This is a genomic window from Streptomyces sp. NPDC087440 (assembly GCF_044744005.1).
Classification (GTDB): Bacteria; Actinomycetota; Actinomycetes; order Streptomycetales; family Streptomycetaceae; genus Streptomyces.
On the sequence record NZ_JBIUXN010000006.1, the window covers coordinates 256622 to 272794 of the forward strand.

At 72.1% G+C, this 16173-nt stretch carries 16 protein-coding genes and 1 pseudogene; 12 read left to right on the forward strand and 5 right to left on the reverse strand.

The window, feature by feature from the left end:
- Nucleotides 1-2: 2 nt before the first annotated feature.
- Nucleotides 3-569, forward strand: a pseudogene (locus ACIO3O_RS15815) (hypothetical protein); the annotation flags it as partial.
- Here ACIO3O_RS15815 and ACIO3O_RS15820 read toward each other — a convergent pair.
- The 3 genes from ACIO3O_RS15820 to ACIO3O_RS15830 all read right to left on the reverse strand — a co-directional run bounded on the left by ACIO3O_RS15820 (nucleotide 559) and on the right by ACIO3O_RS15830 (nucleotide 2168).
- The gene (locus ACIO3O_RS15820) at nucleotides 559-1086 is read right to left on the reverse strand and encodes a GNAT family N-acetyltransferase (RefSeq protein ID WP_401745634.1); all 528 of its coding nucleotides are present in this window, start codon (nucleotides 1084-1086) and stop codon (nucleotides 559-561) included. The pseudogene ACIO3O_RS15815 and the gene ACIO3O_RS15820 overlap by 11 nt on opposite strands.
- A 110-nt stretch (nucleotides 1087-1196) precedes the next feature.
- On the reverse strand, nucleotides 1197-1703 hold the full coding sequence (locus tag ACIO3O_RS15825; RefSeq protein ID WP_401745637.1) for a DinB family protein: 507 nt from the start codon (nucleotides 1701-1703) through the stop codon (nucleotides 1197-1199).
- A gap of 72 nt (nucleotides 1704-1775) precedes the next feature.
- Nucleotides 1776-2168, reverse strand: coding sequence for a hypothetical protein (locus tag ACIO3O_RS15830; protein WP_401745640.1), 393 nt, complete (start codon nucleotides 2166-2168; stop codon nucleotides 1776-1778).
- 90 nt (nucleotides 2169-2258) lie between these two features.
- Between ACIO3O_RS15830 and sigJ the strand changes: the two genes are divergently transcribed.
- The gene (sigJ, locus tag ACIO3O_RS15835; RefSeq protein ID WP_401745642.1) at nucleotides 2259-3194 is read left to right on the forward strand and encodes an RNA polymerase sigma factor SigJ; all 936 of its coding nucleotides are present in this window, start codon (nucleotides 2259-2261) and stop codon (nucleotides 3192-3194) included.
- Between the two features lie 4 nt (nucleotides 3195-3198).
- Here sigJ and ACIO3O_RS15840 read toward each other — a convergent pair whose 3' ends face one another.
- A complete protein-coding gene (locus tag ACIO3O_RS15840; RefSeq protein WP_401745645.1) occupies nucleotides 3199-3942 on the reverse strand; it encodes a helix-turn-helix domain-containing protein in 744 nt (247 codons plus the stop codon).
- A 300-nt stretch (nucleotides 3943-4242) separates the two neighbouring features.
- On the opposite strand from ACIO3O_RS15840, the gene ACIO3O_RS15845 reads away from it, so the two are divergent.
- Both ACIO3O_RS15845 and ACIO3O_RS15850 read left to right on the forward strand, forming a co-directional pair.
- Nucleotides 4243-4908, forward strand: a complete 666-nt coding sequence (locus ACIO3O_RS15845; RefSeq protein WP_401745648.1) for a DUF4097 family beta strand repeat-containing protein — start codon at nucleotides 4243-4245, stop codon at nucleotides 4906-4908.
- Nucleotides 4909-4914: 6 nt separating this feature from the next.
- Nucleotides 4915-6150, forward strand: coding sequence for a serine hydrolase domain-containing protein (locus ACIO3O_RS15850; RefSeq protein ID WP_401745650.1), 1236 nt, complete (start codon nucleotides 4915-4917; stop codon nucleotides 6148-6150).
- A 184-nt stretch (nucleotides 6151-6334) separates the two neighbouring features.
- On the opposite strand, the gene ACIO3O_RS15855 is transcribed toward ACIO3O_RS15850, so the two are convergent.
- Nucleotides 6335-7075, reverse strand: coding sequence for a FadR/GntR family transcriptional regulator (locus tag ACIO3O_RS15855; RefSeq protein WP_401745652.1), 741 nt, complete (start codon nucleotides 7073-7075; stop codon nucleotides 6335-6337).
- Nucleotides 7076-7300: 225 nt separating this feature from the next.
- On the opposite strand from ACIO3O_RS15855, the gene ACIO3O_RS15860 reads away from it, so the two are divergent.
- From ACIO3O_RS15860 to ACIO3O_RS15895, 8 genes are all read left to right on the forward strand, one after another.
- Complete coding sequence (locus ACIO3O_RS15860) at nucleotides 7301-8383, forward strand: sugar ABC transporter substrate-binding protein (RefSeq protein WP_401745654.1); 1083 nt, start codon at nucleotides 7301-7303, stop codon at nucleotides 8381-8383.
- 5 nt (nucleotides 8384-8388) lie between these two features.
- Entirely contained in the window at nucleotides 8389-9906 is a 1518-nt protein-coding gene (locus ACIO3O_RS15865; protein ID WP_401745657.1) for a sugar ABC transporter ATP-binding protein, read from the forward strand.
- A complete protein-coding gene (locus ACIO3O_RS15870) occupies nucleotides 9899-10936 on the forward strand; it encodes an ABC transporter permease (protein WP_401745659.1) in 1038 nt (345 codons plus the stop codon). The genes ACIO3O_RS15865 and ACIO3O_RS15870 overlap by 8 nt, the downstream gene beginning before the upstream one ends.
- A 251-nt stretch (nucleotides 10937-11187) precedes the next feature.
- Nucleotides 11188-12042: a fumarylacetoacetate hydrolase family protein gene (locus ACIO3O_RS15875; RefSeq protein WP_401745661.1), complete on the forward strand. Its 855-nt coding sequence runs from the start codon at nucleotides 11188-11190 to the stop codon at nucleotides 12040-12042.
- Between the two features lie 12 nt (nucleotides 12043-12054).
- Nucleotides 12055-13404 carry an enolase C-terminal domain-like protein gene (locus ACIO3O_RS15880; RefSeq protein ID WP_401745664.1) on the forward strand — a complete coding sequence of 450 codons (1350 nt, stop codon included), beginning with the start codon at nucleotides 12055-12057 and terminating at the stop codon, nucleotides 13402-13404.
- Nucleotides 13401-14165, forward strand: coding sequence for an SDR family NAD(P)-dependent oxidoreductase (locus ACIO3O_RS15885; RefSeq protein ID WP_401745666.1), 765 nt, complete (start codon nucleotides 13401-13403; stop codon nucleotides 14163-14165). Before ACIO3O_RS15880 ends, ACIO3O_RS15885 begins: the two co-directional genes overlap by 4 nt.
- Nucleotides 14162-15121 carry an aldo/keto reductase gene (locus tag ACIO3O_RS15890; protein ID WP_401745669.1) on the forward strand — a complete coding sequence of 320 codons (960 nt, stop codon included), beginning with the start codon at nucleotides 14162-14164 and terminating at the stop codon, nucleotides 15119-15121. The genes ACIO3O_RS15885 and ACIO3O_RS15890 overlap by 4 nt, the downstream gene beginning before the upstream one ends.
- Complete coding sequence (locus tag ACIO3O_RS15895) at nucleotides 15118-15975, forward strand: amidohydrolase family protein (RefSeq protein ID WP_401745672.1); 858 nt, start codon at nucleotides 15118-15120, stop codon at nucleotides 15973-15975. Before ACIO3O_RS15890 ends, ACIO3O_RS15895 begins: the two co-directional genes overlap by 4 nt.
- The last annotated feature ends 198 nt before the right edge of the window (nucleotides 15976-16173 follow it).

Here is a 16173-nt window from a genome sequence, read left to right on the forward strand (position 1 = left end):
TGGGTACGGGCGGAGTGCCCGCCCGGCAGCAGACCCTCCGGGCGATGATCGACTGGAGCTGGGAACTGCTCAGCGGCCCCGAGCGGACCGTGCTGCGCCGCCTCGCCGCCCACGCCGACGGCTGCACGGCCGAGGCCGCCGACCTGCTCTCCGGCCTCGACGGCGCGAACGCCCTGATCCTCGCGGAACTGGGCTTCGTGGCGGAGCTGCGCGGCGACGCGCAGCAGGCCCTCGCCCTGCACGAACGCGGCTTCACCCCCGCCCTCGGCACGGGCGACGACCGCGCCGTCGCCCTCGCCCTGGAGGGCCTGGCGGGCGCGCACGCACGCGCCGGACGCCCCACGGACGCGGCCCGCCTGCTCGGCACCGCCTCGGCGGCCCGGGCCGCACGCGGAGCACCGCTGCCGGTCGCCGAACAGGGAGACGTACGGCGCATCGCCGCCATGTGCCGTGCGGCGCAGGGGAGTTCGTACGAGGAGGTCTTCGCGGAAGGGCAGGCCCTGAACCCCCGCGACCGCGCGGGTGGCGACGGTGCGCGCCTGACCGGGACCGCCGGGACTACACCGTGATCCAGTAGCGCTGCTTGAGGCCGATGGAGGTCATGCGGGTGTCCTCCAGGACGCCGCCGTTGCGCTCGATCGTGCGGGCGGAGGCGGTGTTGGTGTCGTCGCAGGTGACCAGGATGCGGTCCAGGCCCAGCGCCCGGGCCTCGGGGAGGATCGCGCCGAGGGCCCAGGTGGCGAGGCCGCGCTTGCGGGCCGAGGGGCGGACGCTGTAGCCGACGTGCCCGCCCGCGTCGAGCAGGAAGTCGTTCAGGGCGTGCCGCAGGTCGATGGCGCCGAGATAGGTGTCGCCCTCCGTTATCCACCAGTGCGTGGCGTGAACGCGCCCCTCCCCGACGTCGGAGGCGGGATCCGACTGCCGCCGCAGCTCCGCCGTCCAGGCCGCGAAGACCTCCGGACCGGCGAGGTCACCGCCCGCCAGCACCAGGCTCGCGCCGGGCTGGTGCTCGCCGGGGTCCCACTCCTCACGCGCGTCGAGCCAGGAGGAGTGGAGCCGGGCGGTGGGGGCGATCAGTTCGGGCATGCCGGGGAAGGTAACACCGGTGCGCCCGCCGCAGCAGAGGATTTACGACGACGGCCGGGGCTGCGGCTGCTGCTCGACCTGTTGGGCGAAGTCCACGCGTGTGGGGCCGCCTAGTCGCCGGTGGTGCCGTCGAGCAGTTCGCGCAGAATATCCATATGGCCGTTGTGGCGGGCCGTTTCCTCCACAAGGTGGTGGAGGATCCAGCGCAGGTCGACATGGACGCCGCCCCGGATGGTCCCCACGGACTTCTGGTCCAGCGGGGTCCTCGCCACCAACTCCCGGTGGCGGGCGCTGTTTTCCGCGTACTCGGCGAGCAGTTGGGGGAGCGGGAAGTCGACGGCGATCCGCATCTCGCCGTCGGGGTCCTCGTCGGTCATGGGGGCCCGGTCCTCCTCGCCGAGCAGGATCACCTCGAACCAGTAGTGCTCGACCCAGCGCAGGTGGTTGACCACCCCGCTCAGGGTCATCAGGGGCGAGCCCGGCAGGGGTGCGGTGCGGGCGTGCTCGGCGGAGGCCCCCTCGCACTTGGCGCGGACGGTGTCGCGCGCGTAGTCGAGGAAGGTGGTGAGCTGGGTGCGTTCGTCCCAGGCGGTCGGCGTGTCGCTGATTCGAGTCATCGCGGGAAGAGTGGCAGGCCGGAGGGGGTGTGTCGAACGTTTATCGCCCGTCCGGCCAGTCCCTCCCGACGTTCAGCGGCGGCGTACCAGCGCCAGCACGCTCAGCCCGAACATCAGCACCCCCAGCGGGAGATGGACCGACGGGACGTGGGCGATGCCCACCACCACCTGCACTGACGCGAGCACCAGGAAGCCCGTCGCGTACAGGACGGGACGCAGCGAGCCGCCGCCCGGCTTCCACGCGAGGACCGCCGCCAGGACGTACAGCATCGTCGCCCCGTACATCACGCGCGCCCCCGCGCTGTGCAGCGTCTCGCCGTACGACGTGGACAGCAGCAGGCCCGACGAGACCGCCTGGAGGAAGATGGTCAGGGTCTGGAGGCCGACGGTGAGGCGCAGGAGGTCCGGGCGGCGGACGTCGGAGCGGGGCGTGCGGAGTCGGGTGGTGGGCTGGGTGGTGGTCATGGTCCGGTCCCCTTGTCTGCCCGTGAGCAGTTGATCGGTATGGTCTCAGCAGCCCGACGACGCGGGCGTGCGAAAGGTAAGGCGGGGGCCGTGGGGACGACGCGGACGGTGGACGGCGGGCAGCGGCAGCAGCCCGCGGTGGACGGGGAGCGGCGGCAACTGCTCAACGTGTCCTATCGGTTGCTCGGTTCGCTGGCCGAGGCCGAGGACGCCGTGCAGGAGGCGTTCGCCCGGTGGTACGCCCTGACGCCCGCCCAGCGTGCCGCCATCGAGTCGCCGGGAGCCTGGCTGACGACCGTCACCGGGCGGATCTGCCTGGACGTGCTCGGCTCGGCGCGGGCCCGCCGGGAGCGGTACGTGGGGACCTGGCTGCCCGAGCCGCTGCCCGACCGGGGCGGCGGCGGGTCCGGTGACGGCGACCCCGCCGAGCTGATGGTGCTGGACGAGTCGGTCGGCATGGCCCTGCTGGTCGTGCTGGAGGCGATGACGCCCGCCGAGCGCGTGGCGTTCGTCCTGCACGACGTCTTCCGGTACCCGTTCGCCGAGATCGGTGCCATCGTCGGCCGAACTCCCGCCGCCTGCAAGCAACTTGCCGCCTCCGGACGCAAGCGGGTGCGGGACGCGCAGGGTGCGGTGGTGGTGGCCCGGCAGGACGAGACCGTCCGCCGGATCAAGGCGGCCTGGGAGGCCAAGGACGTCGCGGGCCTCGTCGGGCTGCTGGACCCGGACGCCGTGCTGACCGCCGACGGGGGAGGCCTGGTCGGCACGGTGCTGCACCCGGTCGAGGGCGCGTCCCGCATCGCCGCGTACATGGTCGCCATCGCCGACCGGGCCCCCGGGCTCGAACTCCTCGTCCGGTCGGTGAACGGGGTGGCGGGCCTGGTGGCCGCCCGCGACGGGGTCGTGATGACCGTGGCCTCGTTCGAGGCGGGCGCGGACGGCCGGATCGTACGGATCTGGGCCGTCCGCAACCCGGAGAAGCTGCGGGCGTGGTACGAGGAGCAGCCCGCCGCCCGCGAGGCGTAACCCGCTACTCCTGTACGGGAGTCGGCGCGTCGGCGGGCCTCGTGTGGAGGATGTCGCGGGCCTGCTCCGCCGCGCGGGCCATGGCCTCGGCGACGTAGTCCAGGAAGCGGGCGACGTTCTCCAGACGGGCGGCGGCCGGGGTGCCGGGGCCCAGGACCGCGACGCCGTCCCGGGCCGTCTGCACCACCTGGGCGGTGGCGCGGGCACTGGCGATCATCGACTGGTACCAGATGTCGTCGTCGACGGTGTAGCGCTCGCGGCGGCGGTCGTCCTTCTCCCGGCGCACCAGGCCCTGGCTGTCCAGGAACGCGACGGCCTTGGAGATCGAGGCCGGGCTGACCTGGAGGTGCCGGGCCAGTTCGGCGGCGCTGAGGCTGCCGGAGTCGCTGACCGTGAGGGCGGTCATCACCCGGGCCATCATCTGCGGCATGCCGTTCGCCATCTGCACGGTCGTGAACACCTCTTCGTACGCCTGCAACGCCTCGGGGTCGCGGCCGTGCGGCAGCGCCGCGGTCTGCGTGCCCCGGGCGGTCGCGGCGGCGGGCCTGCGGCGCTGGGTGCGGCGTTCGGTGGCGCGGTGGGCGAGGTCGGCGCGGTAGGAGGCGGGGCCGCCGTTGCGCATGACCTCGCGGGTGACCGTCGAGGTCGGGCGGTCGAGGCGGCGGGCGATCTCCGCGTACGCGAGTCCGTCGGCCAGGCCCAGCGCGATCTGCTGACGTTCCTGCTGGGTGAGTCGGCCTCCGGGCATCACGGTCTCCTTCGTGCGGGGCGATCGGGGTCGATTCGCGGTGGGGCGGGGCGGGTTGGGGCGCACCAAGGCGACGCCGTGCGGCCCACCATAGCGTTCACGCTCATTCCATTGCAATGAATGCGGTGGGTGCTGTTGCGTTATGCGGCAAAGCGTTGCAACGAAATTGTGGCACTGGCCTGCAATAACAAGGATTCTGCGCAACAAGGGTGTTGCTGGGTTCGTGAAGGCAACGTAGCGTTCAGGTCATCGGAAAGAGCGAGCCGGAACGCAACTCCGGCCCACACAAAGGAAACTGACATGCAGAAGTTCGCCACCGCCACCGCCGTCACCGCCCACCTCGACCTCCCCGCCGGCAGCATCCGCCTCATCGCCGCCGACCGCACCGACACCACCGTCGAGGTCCGCCCCGCCGACCCGGCCAAGAGCCGCGACGCCAAGGCCGCCGAAGCCACCACCGTCAGCTACGAGAACGGCGTCCTGCGCATCACCGCCCCCGAGGCCAAGAAGTTCGGCAACTCCGGCGCCGTCGAGATCACCGTCCAGCTCCCCGCCGGATCGCACGTCGAGGCCAAGACGGCGACCGCCGACTTCCGCGGCGTCGGCCGCCTGGGCGACGTCACCTACGACAGCGCCCACGGCAGCGTCAAGCTCGACGAGACCGCCGCCGCCCGCCTCACCCTGCTGGCCGGGGACATCCACGTCGGCCGCCTCGACGGCGCCTCACAGCTCAGCACCGCCAAGGGCGACCTCACCGTCGCCGAAGCCGTCCGGGGCGAGCTCACCCTGCGCACCGAGGCCGGGAACATCACGGTCGGCGCCGCCCGGGGCACCGACGCCACCCTCGACGCCGGAACCTCCTACGGCCGCATCTCCAACTCCCTGCAGAACGCGGCCGGTTCCGCCGCCGCCCTGACCATCCACGCCACCACCTCGTACGGCAACATCACCGCCCGCAGCAACTGACCCGCAGTGCCCGACCCCAGTACCACCCGTACCACCCGCACCACCGCCACCCCGGGGCGGCGGTACCGCACCGCCGCCCCGCACACCCCCCGCCCCACCCCTGCCAAGGAGTCCGTCACCATGTCCCACCCCACCGCCGCCCCCGCCCAGGACCGCCCCGCACTCCACAAGGCCCTGGAGACCATGGTCGAGTCCGGCTTCACCGGAGTGCAGCTGCGCGTCCGCGACGAACACGGCACCTGGTCCGCCGTCGCCGGTCTCGCCGAACTGGGCGGCAACGAGCCACCCCCGCTCGACTCCCCGGTCCGCGTCGGCAGCAACACCAAGACCTTCGCCGCCACCGTGCTGCTCCAGCTCGTCGGCGAGGGCAGCGTCGGCCTCGACACCCCGGCCGCCGACTACCTCCCGGAGTTCGGCCTCGACCCCCGCATCACCGTCCGTATGCTCCTCCAGCACACCAGCGGCATCTTCAACCACACCGGCGAGATCTACGACGACGGCTCGAAGGTCTACGGCATCCCGTGGTCGGGCCGCGAGTGGGTGGAGAACCGCTTCCAGGCCTACCCGCCGGAGGAGCTGGTGCGGTACTCCCTGGAGCGGCCGGTCCGCTTCGAGCCGGGCGCCGACTGGAGCTACGCCAACACCAACTACGTACTCGTCCGCCTGATCATCGAGAAGGTCACCGGCCGCACCTTCGCCGAGGAGACGGGCCGGCGCATCCTGGAGCCGCTGGGCCTGGCCGACACCCGGGTCCCCTCCGCCGACCACCCGCAGACCGACCTCGAAGGCCCGCACGGCCACGCCTACTACCGCTACGAGGACGCCGAGGGCCAGGAGCAGGTCGTCGACGTCACCCGCCAGGACCCCTCCTGGGTCTCCACCGGCGGCGACATGATCTCCACCACCCGCGACCTCCAGACCTTCATCACCGCGCTCGTCCGGGGCGACCTGCTGCCCGCCCCGCTGCTGGCCGAGATGTACCAGACGCACGACAAGGTCCCGTACGGACTCGGCGTCTTCGTCCAGCCGACCGGCGACGGCGGAACCGTCATCACCCACAACGGCGGCATCTCGGGCCACGGCGCGCTGATGTACGCCACCCCCGACGGCAGCCGCACCCTCACCGCCGCGTTCAACTACGTCGACGACCCGGACCTGTCGCTGGCCACCGCCTTCCAGCAGGCGACGGCGATGCTGGTCGCCGAGGTCTTCGGCGGAGGGGACGCCGGGCCGACGGAGTGACCGGGTCCAGGGGTACGGGTACGAGCAGCGGGCCGCGCCGGACTTCCGGGGCGGCCCGCACCGCGTTCCGGGGCCGTCGCCCGCGGTTGCGCAGTGGCCACGCCCGCGTTCCGCAGCGGCCGCCGCAGCCGGTGTTCCGGACCTGTCGCCACCGCCCGCGGTCCGGAGCGGGGCCCGCCCCCGCTCACTCCTCCAACTGCCCCCGCAGCCAGTCCTCCACCGCGCCCACGTGCGAGGCCGCCGCGACCCGTGCCGCCTCCGGGTCGCGGCTCACCAGCGCCTGGTAGATCCGGGTGTGCTCCTCGCGGGCGCGGGCGAACGCGTCCGCCTCCTGGTGGCCGCGTCTGACCCTGGCCCGGAAGGTGCGGGAGGAGAGGCCCTCCACGATCGCGGCCAGCGCCTCGTTGCCCGCGGCCTGGGTGATCGTGCGGTGGAAGGCCATGTCGGCGGCGAGGAACTCCTCCGGGTCGTCCGCCTCCCGCATGGTGTCCAAGTGGACCGCCACCTGGGCGAGTTGGGGCTCGGTGATACGGGCGGCGGCGAGCGCGGTCGCCGTCGACTCCAGGATGCGGCGCACCTCCAGGAACTCCACCAGCCGGTGCTGCGGCGAGATCTCCGCGACCATGCCGAAGGTGTCGAGGAGGTCCCCGGCCTCCAGGTTGGTGACGTAGATGCCGGAGCCGTGCCGGGACTCCAGCACGCCCAGGACGGTCAGCGCGCGGATCGCCTCGCGCATGGAACTGCGCGAGATGCCCAGGCGTACCGCCAGATCGCGTTCCGTGGGCAGGCGTTGGCCCGGTGCCAGCTTTCCGTCGGTGATCATCGCCTTAATGGACTCGATCGCCCGCTGCGTGACCGAACCGCCCTTCAGCGGGACGGCCTCCGCGTCCGGCTCGGGGACGGCTTCGGGGGTGGTCGTGGCCATGGGGTTCCTCCGGCTTCGGCAGGTGCTGCGCACGGGGACGGGTGCGGCGCAGCGTGTCCGGCTCCACTCTGCCCGATCATCCAAGTCATCGGACCAATTGGCCAGTTCTCTGCGGAAAATCGGCTCAGAGGGGTGTTCGGGCCCTGGAAAGGTCTGATAAATATTCGGCGCGCGCAATCCGTTCGTTGGGGATCAGGATTCGATCAGGAGCCGAGGAGCCGTCAGATGGCCGGCAGCATGAGCAGGGCAGCGAGCAGGGCAACAGGGACCACGACTCGGGCGGTGCGGGTGGCCGCTCTCGCGGCGTGCGCCGCCCTCGCGCTCAGCGCGTGCGGCAGCACCAAGGACGCGGGCGCGGCGGGCGCGGCCGGCGGAGAGGGCAAGGTCGGTGTCGTACTGCCCCTGCTGACCTCGCCGTTCTGGCAGTCGTACAACGACTACGTGCCGAAGATGGCGAAGGAGGAGAAGGTCGACGCGCTGAAGACCGTCAACTCCAACTCCGACCCGGCGCAGCAGATCACCGACATCAACAACCAGCTCAACCAGGGCGTGAAGGGGCTCGTCGTCGCACCGCTCGACAGCGCCGCGATAGCCGCCGGTCTCGACCAGGCCGAGCGCAAGGGCGTCCCCGTGGTCGCCGTCGACGTCGCCCCCGAGAAGGGCAAGGTCGCGATGATCGTGCGGGCGAACAACGTCGCGTACGGGCAGAAGGCCTGCGAGTTCCTGGGCGCGAAGATCAAGACCGGCAAGGTCGTGCAGATCATGGGCGACCTCGCCTCGGTCAACGGCCGCGAGCGCTCCGAGGCCTTCCGCACCTGCGCCAAGGAGAAGTTCCCCGGACTGAAGGTCCTGGAGATCCCCGCCAAGTGGGAGTCCGACGCGGCCGCCTCCCAGCTGGACACCCTCCTCAACCAGAACCCCGACATCAAGGGCATCTACATGCAGGCGGGCGGCGTCTACCTCGCGCCCACCCTCCAGACCCTGAAGTCGAAGAACCTCCTCAAGCCGGTCGGCGACGCGAAGCACATCGCGATCGTCTCCAACGACGGCATCCCGCAGGAGTTCGACGCCATCCGCAAGGGCGAGATCGACGCGACCGTCTCGCAGCCCGCCGACACGTACGCCAAGTACGGCATGTACTACATCAAGAAGGCGATGGCGGGCGAGACCTTCAAGGAGGGCCCGACCGACCACAACTCCACGATCGTCAAGCACCCGAGCGGTCTCCTGGAGGACCAGCTGCCCGCGCCGCTGGTGACCAAGGAGAACGTGGACGACAAGGCGCTCTGGGGCAACAACGTCAAGTGAGTGCCGTGACCCGTGCCGACGCCTCTGACCTGAAACCGCTGGTCGAGGCGTCCGGGATCACCAAGCGGTACGGTCCCACGACCGCCCTGAAGGACGGCCGGCTGACCGTGATGCCCGGCGAGTCGCACGCCCTGGTGGGGCGCAACGGCGCGGGCAAGTCCACCCTCGTGACCGTCCTCACCGGGCTCCAGGCCCCGGACGCGGGCACGGTCCGCTTCGACGGGGAGCCTGCACCGGCGCTCTCCGACCGGGACGGCTGGCGGCGCAAGGTCGCCTGCGTGTACCAGAAGCCGACGGTCGTCCCCGAGCTGTCCGTCGCCGAGAACCTCTTCGTCCACCGCCAGCCCACCGGCTTCGGCGGAATCATCAAGTGGCGGCAACTGCGGTCCCAGGCGGCCGAGTTGCTCGACACCTGGGACGTACGGGTGGACCCCGACGCCCGGACGGCGGACCTGAAGGTCGAAGACCGGCAGATGGTCGAGATCGCCCGCGCGCTGTCCTTCGGGGCCCGGTTCATCGTCCTGGACGAGCCGACCGCGCAGCTCGACAACAAGGAGATCGAGCGGCTCTTCGCCCGCATGCGGACCCTCCAGGAGTCCGGGGTCACCTTCCTGTTCATCTCGCACCACCTCCAGGAGGTGTACGAGGTGTGCCAGGCGGTGACCGTCCTGCGCGACGCCCGCTGGATCACCACCGCCCCGGTCGCCGAACTCCCGCGCGCCGCCCTGGTGGAGGCCATGGCGGGGGAGGCCGTGACGGCCGCCGAGAGCGCCGCCCGCTCGGACGTGCCCGCCGACGCGCCGGTACGGCTGGAGGTCGCCGGGCTCGGCTCGGCGGCGTACCGGGACATCGACCTGACCGTCCGCGAGGGCGAGGTCGTGGGCCTCGCCGGGACCAGCGGCAGCGGCAAGATCGAACTGGCGGAGACCTTCGCGGGGCTGTACACGCCGGAGCGCGGGTCCGCCCGGCTCGACGGCCGCGAACTCCCCTTCGGGGACGTCCCCGCCGCACTGAAGGCAGGCGTGGGCTGCGTGCCGCGCGACCGGCACGACCAGGGCCTCGTCTCCGGGATGAGCATCGGCGACAACGCCACCATGAGCGTGCTCGGGCGGCTCGGACCGTACGGATTCGTCGGCACGGAGAAGAAGCGCGCGGTCGGCGAGGAGCTGATCCACCGCCTCGACATCCACGCCGAGGGGCCCCATCAGCCCGTCTCCGACCTGTCCGGCGGCAATGCGCAGAAGGTCGTGATGGCCCGGGCACTGGCCTCCGATCCGCGGCTCCTGGTCCTGATCAACCCCACCGCGGGGGTGGACGTGAAGTCCAAGGAGTCCCTCCTCGCACGGATGGACAGTGCCCGCGAGGACGGCACGGCGGTACTCGTCGTGTCCGACGAAATCGACGATCTGCGGCGCTGCGACCGCGTGCTGGTCCTCTTCCACGGGCGGGTGGTCGCCGACCACGCGGCCGGGTGGAACGACCACGAGCTGATCGCATCCATCGAAGGAGTAGACCGTGGCTGACACGACAGCCTCGAAGGTGGCCGCGCCCGCGCCGGACAGGACGGGCTCCTCCGCCGACCGAAGGAAGTCCCTGCTGATCGGCCGGGCCCGCGAACTGGCCCTGCTGCCCGCCCTGTTGGTGCTCGTCCTGGTCGGTGCGCTGACCAACGAGACCTTCTTCACCAGCGGCAACATCATCTCCATTCTGGGCGCGTCCGCCGCGCTCGCGATGGTGGTGCTGGCGGAGTCGCTGGTGCTGATCACCGGCAAGTTCGACCTGTCGCTGGAGTCGGTCGTGGGCATCGCGCCCGCGATGGGGGCGCTGCTGGTGCTGCCCGCCCTCAACTCCGGCTTCGGCACCGAACTGCCCGCGTTCGTCGGCATCCTGGTGATCCTGGTGGTCGGCGCGCTGATCGGCGCGTTCAACGGGGCGCTGGTGGTGAAGCTCAAGCTGAACGCGTTCATCGTGACGCTGGCCATGCTGATCGTGCTGCGCGGGCTGCTCGTCGGGGCCACCGAGGGCAAGACGCTCTTCGGCATGCCGGACGCCTTCTTCGCGCTGGCCACCTCCACCTTCATCGGCATCCCGCTGTCGGTGTGGATCGCGGCCCTGTGCTTCGGCATCGCGGGCTTCGTGCTCAAGTACCACCGGGTGGGACGGGCGTTGTACGCGATCGGCGGCAACCAGGCGGCGGCACGCGCGGCGGGCATCCGGGTGGACCGGGTCATGCTCGGGGTGTTCGTCACGGCGGGCGTACTGGCCTCCCTCGGCGGCCTCATCCAGACCGGGTACGTCGGCGCGATCAACGCCAACCAGGGCCAGAACATGATCTTCACGGTGATGGCGGCGGCCGTCATCGGCGGCATCAGCCTCGACGGCGGCAAGGGCACGATGTTCGGGGCCCTGACCGGTGTCCTGCTGCTGGGCGTCGTACAGAACCTGCTCACCCTGGCCCAGGTGCCGTCCTTCTGGATCCAGGCCATCTACGGCGGAATCATCCTGATCGCCCTGATGATCGCCCGGGTGACGACGGGCCGCGCCCAGGACTGAGCCCCCGACCACGGAACGTCCCCGCCGCGTCGGGCCCGCACGCGGGCCCGGGACCGGCCCGCACCCCGGTTCGGGGCCGACCCCGCGCCGGGGTCCGGGACCGGCTCGTACCCGGGGCCGGGACCGTCCGCCCGGGCGGTTTTGGCCGACGGTCCCCGTGCGGCGGCCGCGCTCCGGGACGGCAGCGAGACCCGGCCGTCCACCCCACCGACCAGCCCACCCGCCCACCGAACAAGGAGTCCGACCCCCCCATGAAATTCCAGCGACTCGGCGAGCGCGGCAGCGAGACGCCCGTGCTTCTCGCCGGTGACGGCCAGACGTACGACCTGTCCGGTCTCACCCCCGACATCGACGGCGCCTTCCTCGCCGGCGGCGGTGTCGAGCGGGTCCGCGCCGCGTACGAGGCCGGGACCCTGCCCCTCCTCGAGGACGCCGCCGGCCTCCGCACGGGTGCGCCCGTCGCCCGGCCCGGCAAGGTCGTCTGCATCGGGCTCAACTACCGCGACCACGCCGCGGAGACCGGGGCCGCCATCCCGCCCCGGCCCGTCGTGTTCATGAAGGACCCGTCCACCGTCGTCGGCCCGTACGACGAGGTGCTGATCCCGCGCGACTCCACCCGCACCGACTGGGAGGTGGAGCTCGGCATCGTCATCGGCAGCCGCGCCCGCTACCTGGAGGGACCGGAGGAGGCCCTGGCCTGCATCGCCGGGTACGCGGTCAGCCACGACGTCTCCGAGCGCGAGTTCCAGCTCGACTTCTCCCCGCAGTGGGACCTCGGCAAGTCCTGCGAGACCTTCAACCCGCTCGGCCCCTGGCTGCTCACCGCCGACGAGGTCGCCGACCCGCAGGACCTGCGGCTGCGCCTGTCCGTGAACGGCGAGAAGCGCCAGGACGGCCACACCGGCGACATGATCTTCCCCGTCGCCGAGATCGTCGCGTACCTGAGCCGGTACATGGTCCTGGAGCCCGGCGACGTCATCAACACCGGAACCCCGGCCGGAGTCGCCCTGGGCCTGCCCGGAAACCCGTACCTGCGTGCCGGTGACACCGTCGAGCTGTCCATCGACGGCCTCGGCAGCCAGCGCCAGACCTTCGCCCAGGCGTGAGAGGCCATCCTCGTGACCCGAACCACGGCGCGTATCACGGCAGTTGATACGTACGACATCCGCTTCCCCACCTCCCGCGAGCTCGACGGCTCCGACGCGATGAACCCCGACCCCGACTACTCGGCGGCCTATCTGATCCTGCGCACGGACGCACCCGACGGCATCGAGGGGCACGGCTTCACCTTCACCATCGGGCGCGGCAACGACGTCCAGGTCGCCGCCATCGACGCCCTCAAGCCGCACCTGATCGGCCGCTCGGTCGACGAACTCTGCGCCGATCCCGGCACGTTGGGGCGTGCCCTCGTCGGGGACAGCCAGCTGCGCTGGCTCGGGCCCGAGAAGGGGGTGATGCACATGGCGATCGGGGCGGCCGTCAACGCCGCCTGGGACCTCGCCGCCAAGCGGGCCGGACAGCCGCTGTGGAAGCTGCTCGCCGACGCCGAACCCGAGTGGCTCGTGCGGCAGATCGACTTCCGCTACATCGCGGACGTACTGAGCCCCGCCGACGCCCTGCACCTGCTGCGAGGCGGCAAGAACGGGGCCGCCGGGCGGGAGGCGAAGCTCCGCGAGCGCGGCTACCCCGGCTACACCACCTCGCCCGGCTGGCTCGGCTACTCCGACGAGAAGCTGACCCGCCTCGCCCACGAGGCCGTCGCCGACGGGTTCACCCAGATCAAGCTGAAGGTCGGCGCCGACCTCGCCGACGACGTCCGCCGCATGCGGGCCGCCCGCGCCGCCGTCGGCCCCGACATCCGCATCGCCATCGACGCCAACCAGCGGTGGAACGTCGGCGAGGCCATCGAGTGGACACGGGCACTGGGCGCGTTCGACCCGTACTGGATCGAGGAGCCGACCAGCCCCGACGACGTCCTCGGCCACGCCGCGATCCGGAGGGCCGTCGGCCCGGACATCAAGGTCGCCACCGGCGAACACGTGCAGAACCGCATCATCTTCAAGCAGCTCCTCCAGGCCGGGGCCATCGACGTCCTCCAGATCGACGCGGCGCGGGTCGGCGGTGTCAACGAGAACCTGGCGATCCTGCTGCTCGCCGCGAAGTTCGGCGTCCCGGTCTGCCCGCACGCGGGCGGCGTGGGCCTGTGCGAGCTGGTCCAGCACCTGTCGATGTTCGACTACGTGGCGCTGACCGGCACCACCGAGAACCGGGTCATCGAGTACGTCGACCACCTCCACGAGCACTTCACCGACCCGGTCGTCATGCGCGCGGGCCACTACACGGCCCCCGTCGCACCCGGCTTCTCGGCGACCATGCACGCGGAGTCGATCGCCGAATTCACCTATCCGGGCGGGCGGTTCTGGGCCGCCGACCTGGCCGCACAGATCACCGAGGGGGTTGGGGCATGAGCTCGACCGGGGAACTGGAAGGACTCAAAGCGCTGGTCACCGGGGGTGCGTCGGGCATCGGCCTGGCGACGGCCCGGCTGCTGGCCGCGCGCGGCGCGCAGGTCGCCGTACTGGACCTGGACCCGTCGGGGGCCGCGTCCCCGCTGCTCGGCTTCCAGGCCGACGTCTCCGACGACACTTCGGTACGTTCCGGGGTCGCGGCCGCGCTGGAAGCGCTCGGCGGCCTCGACATCCTGGTCAACAACGCGGGCATCGGCGCCGCCGGAACCGTCGAGGACAACGACGACGACCAGTGGCACAAGGTGCTGGACGTCAACGTGGTCGGCATGGTGCGCGTGACCCGCGCCGCCCTGCCCGCACTGCGGGCCTCCCGGCACGCGGCCGTCGTCAACACCTGCTCGATCGCCGCCACCGCCGGACTCCCGCAGCGCGCCCTCTACAGCGCCAGCAAGGGCGCGGTGCTGTCCCTCACCCTCGCGATGGCCGCCGACCACGTCCGCGAGGGGATACGCGTCAACTGCGTGAACCCAGGAACGGCGGACACCCCGTGGGTGGGCCGTCTGCTGGACGCGGCCGACGACCCCGAGGCGGAGCGCGCCGCGCTCAACGCCCGCCAGCCCATGGGCCGCCTCGTCTCCGCCGACGAAGTCGCCGCAGCCGTCGCCTACTTGGCGAGCCCGGCCGCCGGCTCCGTGACCGGGGCCTCGCTCGCCGTGGACGGCGGGATGCAGGGGCTGCGGCTGCGGCCGGAGGGCCAGTGAGGACGCTGGGCGGCAGCCGGGCCGCCGTCAGCCCGCTCGGCTTCGGGGCGGCCACCCTCGGCAACCTCTTCGCGGAGGTCTCCGACGACGACGCGCACGCCGCCGTGGACGCCGCCTGGGCCGCCGGGGTCCGCTACTTCGACACCGCCCCGCACTACGGTCTCGGCCTGTCCGAACGCCGCCTCGGCGCAGCCCTGCGCGGGCGCCCCCGGGACACGTACACCCTCTCCACCAAGGTCGGCCGGCTCCTGGAGCCGGGCGGCTCCGGCGGGCCGGACGAGGGCTTCGCCGTCCCGGCGGACCGGCGCCGGGTCTGGGACTTCAGCGCGGACGGGGTACGCCGCTCCGTCGAGGACAGCCTGCACCGGCTGGGCCTGGACCGGATCGACGTCGCCTACATCCACGACGCCGACGAGTGCGCGGACGGCGGGGAACAGGCGCTGCGCGAGGCCTACCCGGCACTGGAACGGCTCCGCTCCGAGGGCGTGATCGGCGCGATCGGCGCAGGCATGAACCAGGTCGCCCCACTGGAGCGGTACCTCACCGAGACGGACGCCGACGTCGTGCTGTGCGCGGGCCGCTACAGCCTCCTCGACCAGCGGGCGGGCCGCTCCCTGCTGCCCGAGGCACTGCGGCGCGGGCGCAGCGTCGTCATCGGCGGCGTCTTCAACTCGGGCCTCCTCGCGGACCCGCAGCCCGGGGCGACGTACGACTACAAGGCCGCACCCGTGGAACTGCTCGGCCGGGCCCTGCGCATCAAGAAGATCGCGGAGGCGCACGGGGTGCCGCTGCGGGCGGCGGCCCTGAACTTCCCGTTCCGGCACCCGGCGGTGGCGAGTGTGCTGGTGGGGATGCGGTCGGCGGCGGAGGCTGCGGACGCGGCGGCGATGCTCGCGGTGGACGTGCCGGACGAGCTGTGGGGCGAACTGAGGGAAGAGGGGCTGTTGACGCCGTGAGCGGTCGGATCGGACGGATCGTGGACGCGCACCACCATGTGTGGGACCTGTCGGTACGGGACCAGGACTGGATCACGGGTCCACAACTCGCCCCGATCCGGCGGGACTTCCTCGTCCCGGACCTGGCGGTGGAGGCGGCGGCGGCCGGCGTGGACGCCACCGTTGTCGTCCAGACGGTGACGGTCGCCGAGGAGACCCCCGAGATGCTCGCGCTCGCCCGGGCGCACGAGCTGATCGCCGGGGTCGTCGGCTGGACCGACCTCACGGCGGAGGGGGTGGGGGAGGAACTGGCCCGGCTGCGTTCCCTTCCCGGTGGTGAGTCTCTGGTCGGCATCCGGCACCAGGTGCAGGGGGAGCCCGATCCGGAGTGGCTGCTGCGGGCGGACGTGGGGCGGGGGCTGGCGGCCGTCGAGGCGGCCGGACTCGCCTACGACCTCGTGATCGTCCCCGGGCAGCTCGCCGCCGCAACGAAGGCCGCTGCGGCGCACCCGGGGCTGACCTTTGTTCTGGATCACTTGGGCAAGCCGCAGATCGTGCGGGGTGCGCTGGAGCCGTGGGCGGGGCTGGTGCGGGAGCTGGCGGCGCTGCCGAACGTGGTGTGCAAGCTGTCGGGGATGGTGGTGGAGGCGGACTGGGAGCGCTGGGAGGTGGACGACCTGCGGCCGTATGCGGAGGTGGTGCTCGACGCGTTCGGGGCGGGGCGGGTGATGTACGGGTCGGACTGGCCGGTGTGCCGGTTGGCGGCGTCGTACGGGGAGGTGCTGGGGGTGGCGCGGGAGTTGTGCGGGGCGCTTTCGGAGGGGGAGCGGGGGGATGTGTTCGGGGGGACGGCGGGGCGGGTGTACGGGGTGTAAGGGGGTGGTTGTGCGGGTGCGGGTCGGTGGGTGGCTGGGGTTTCGCTGCGCGGGCCTCTCCCCGCCCCGCCCCTTCCCGTAAGCGCTCGCCGCGCGGCTGGATGGGTTGCCATGTGCGGGTGCGTTGTGGCTGGTCGCGCCCACGCGGCGGAGCCGCACATCCAGCAGAGCCCCGCGCCCCTGAAGGGGCGCTGCTCC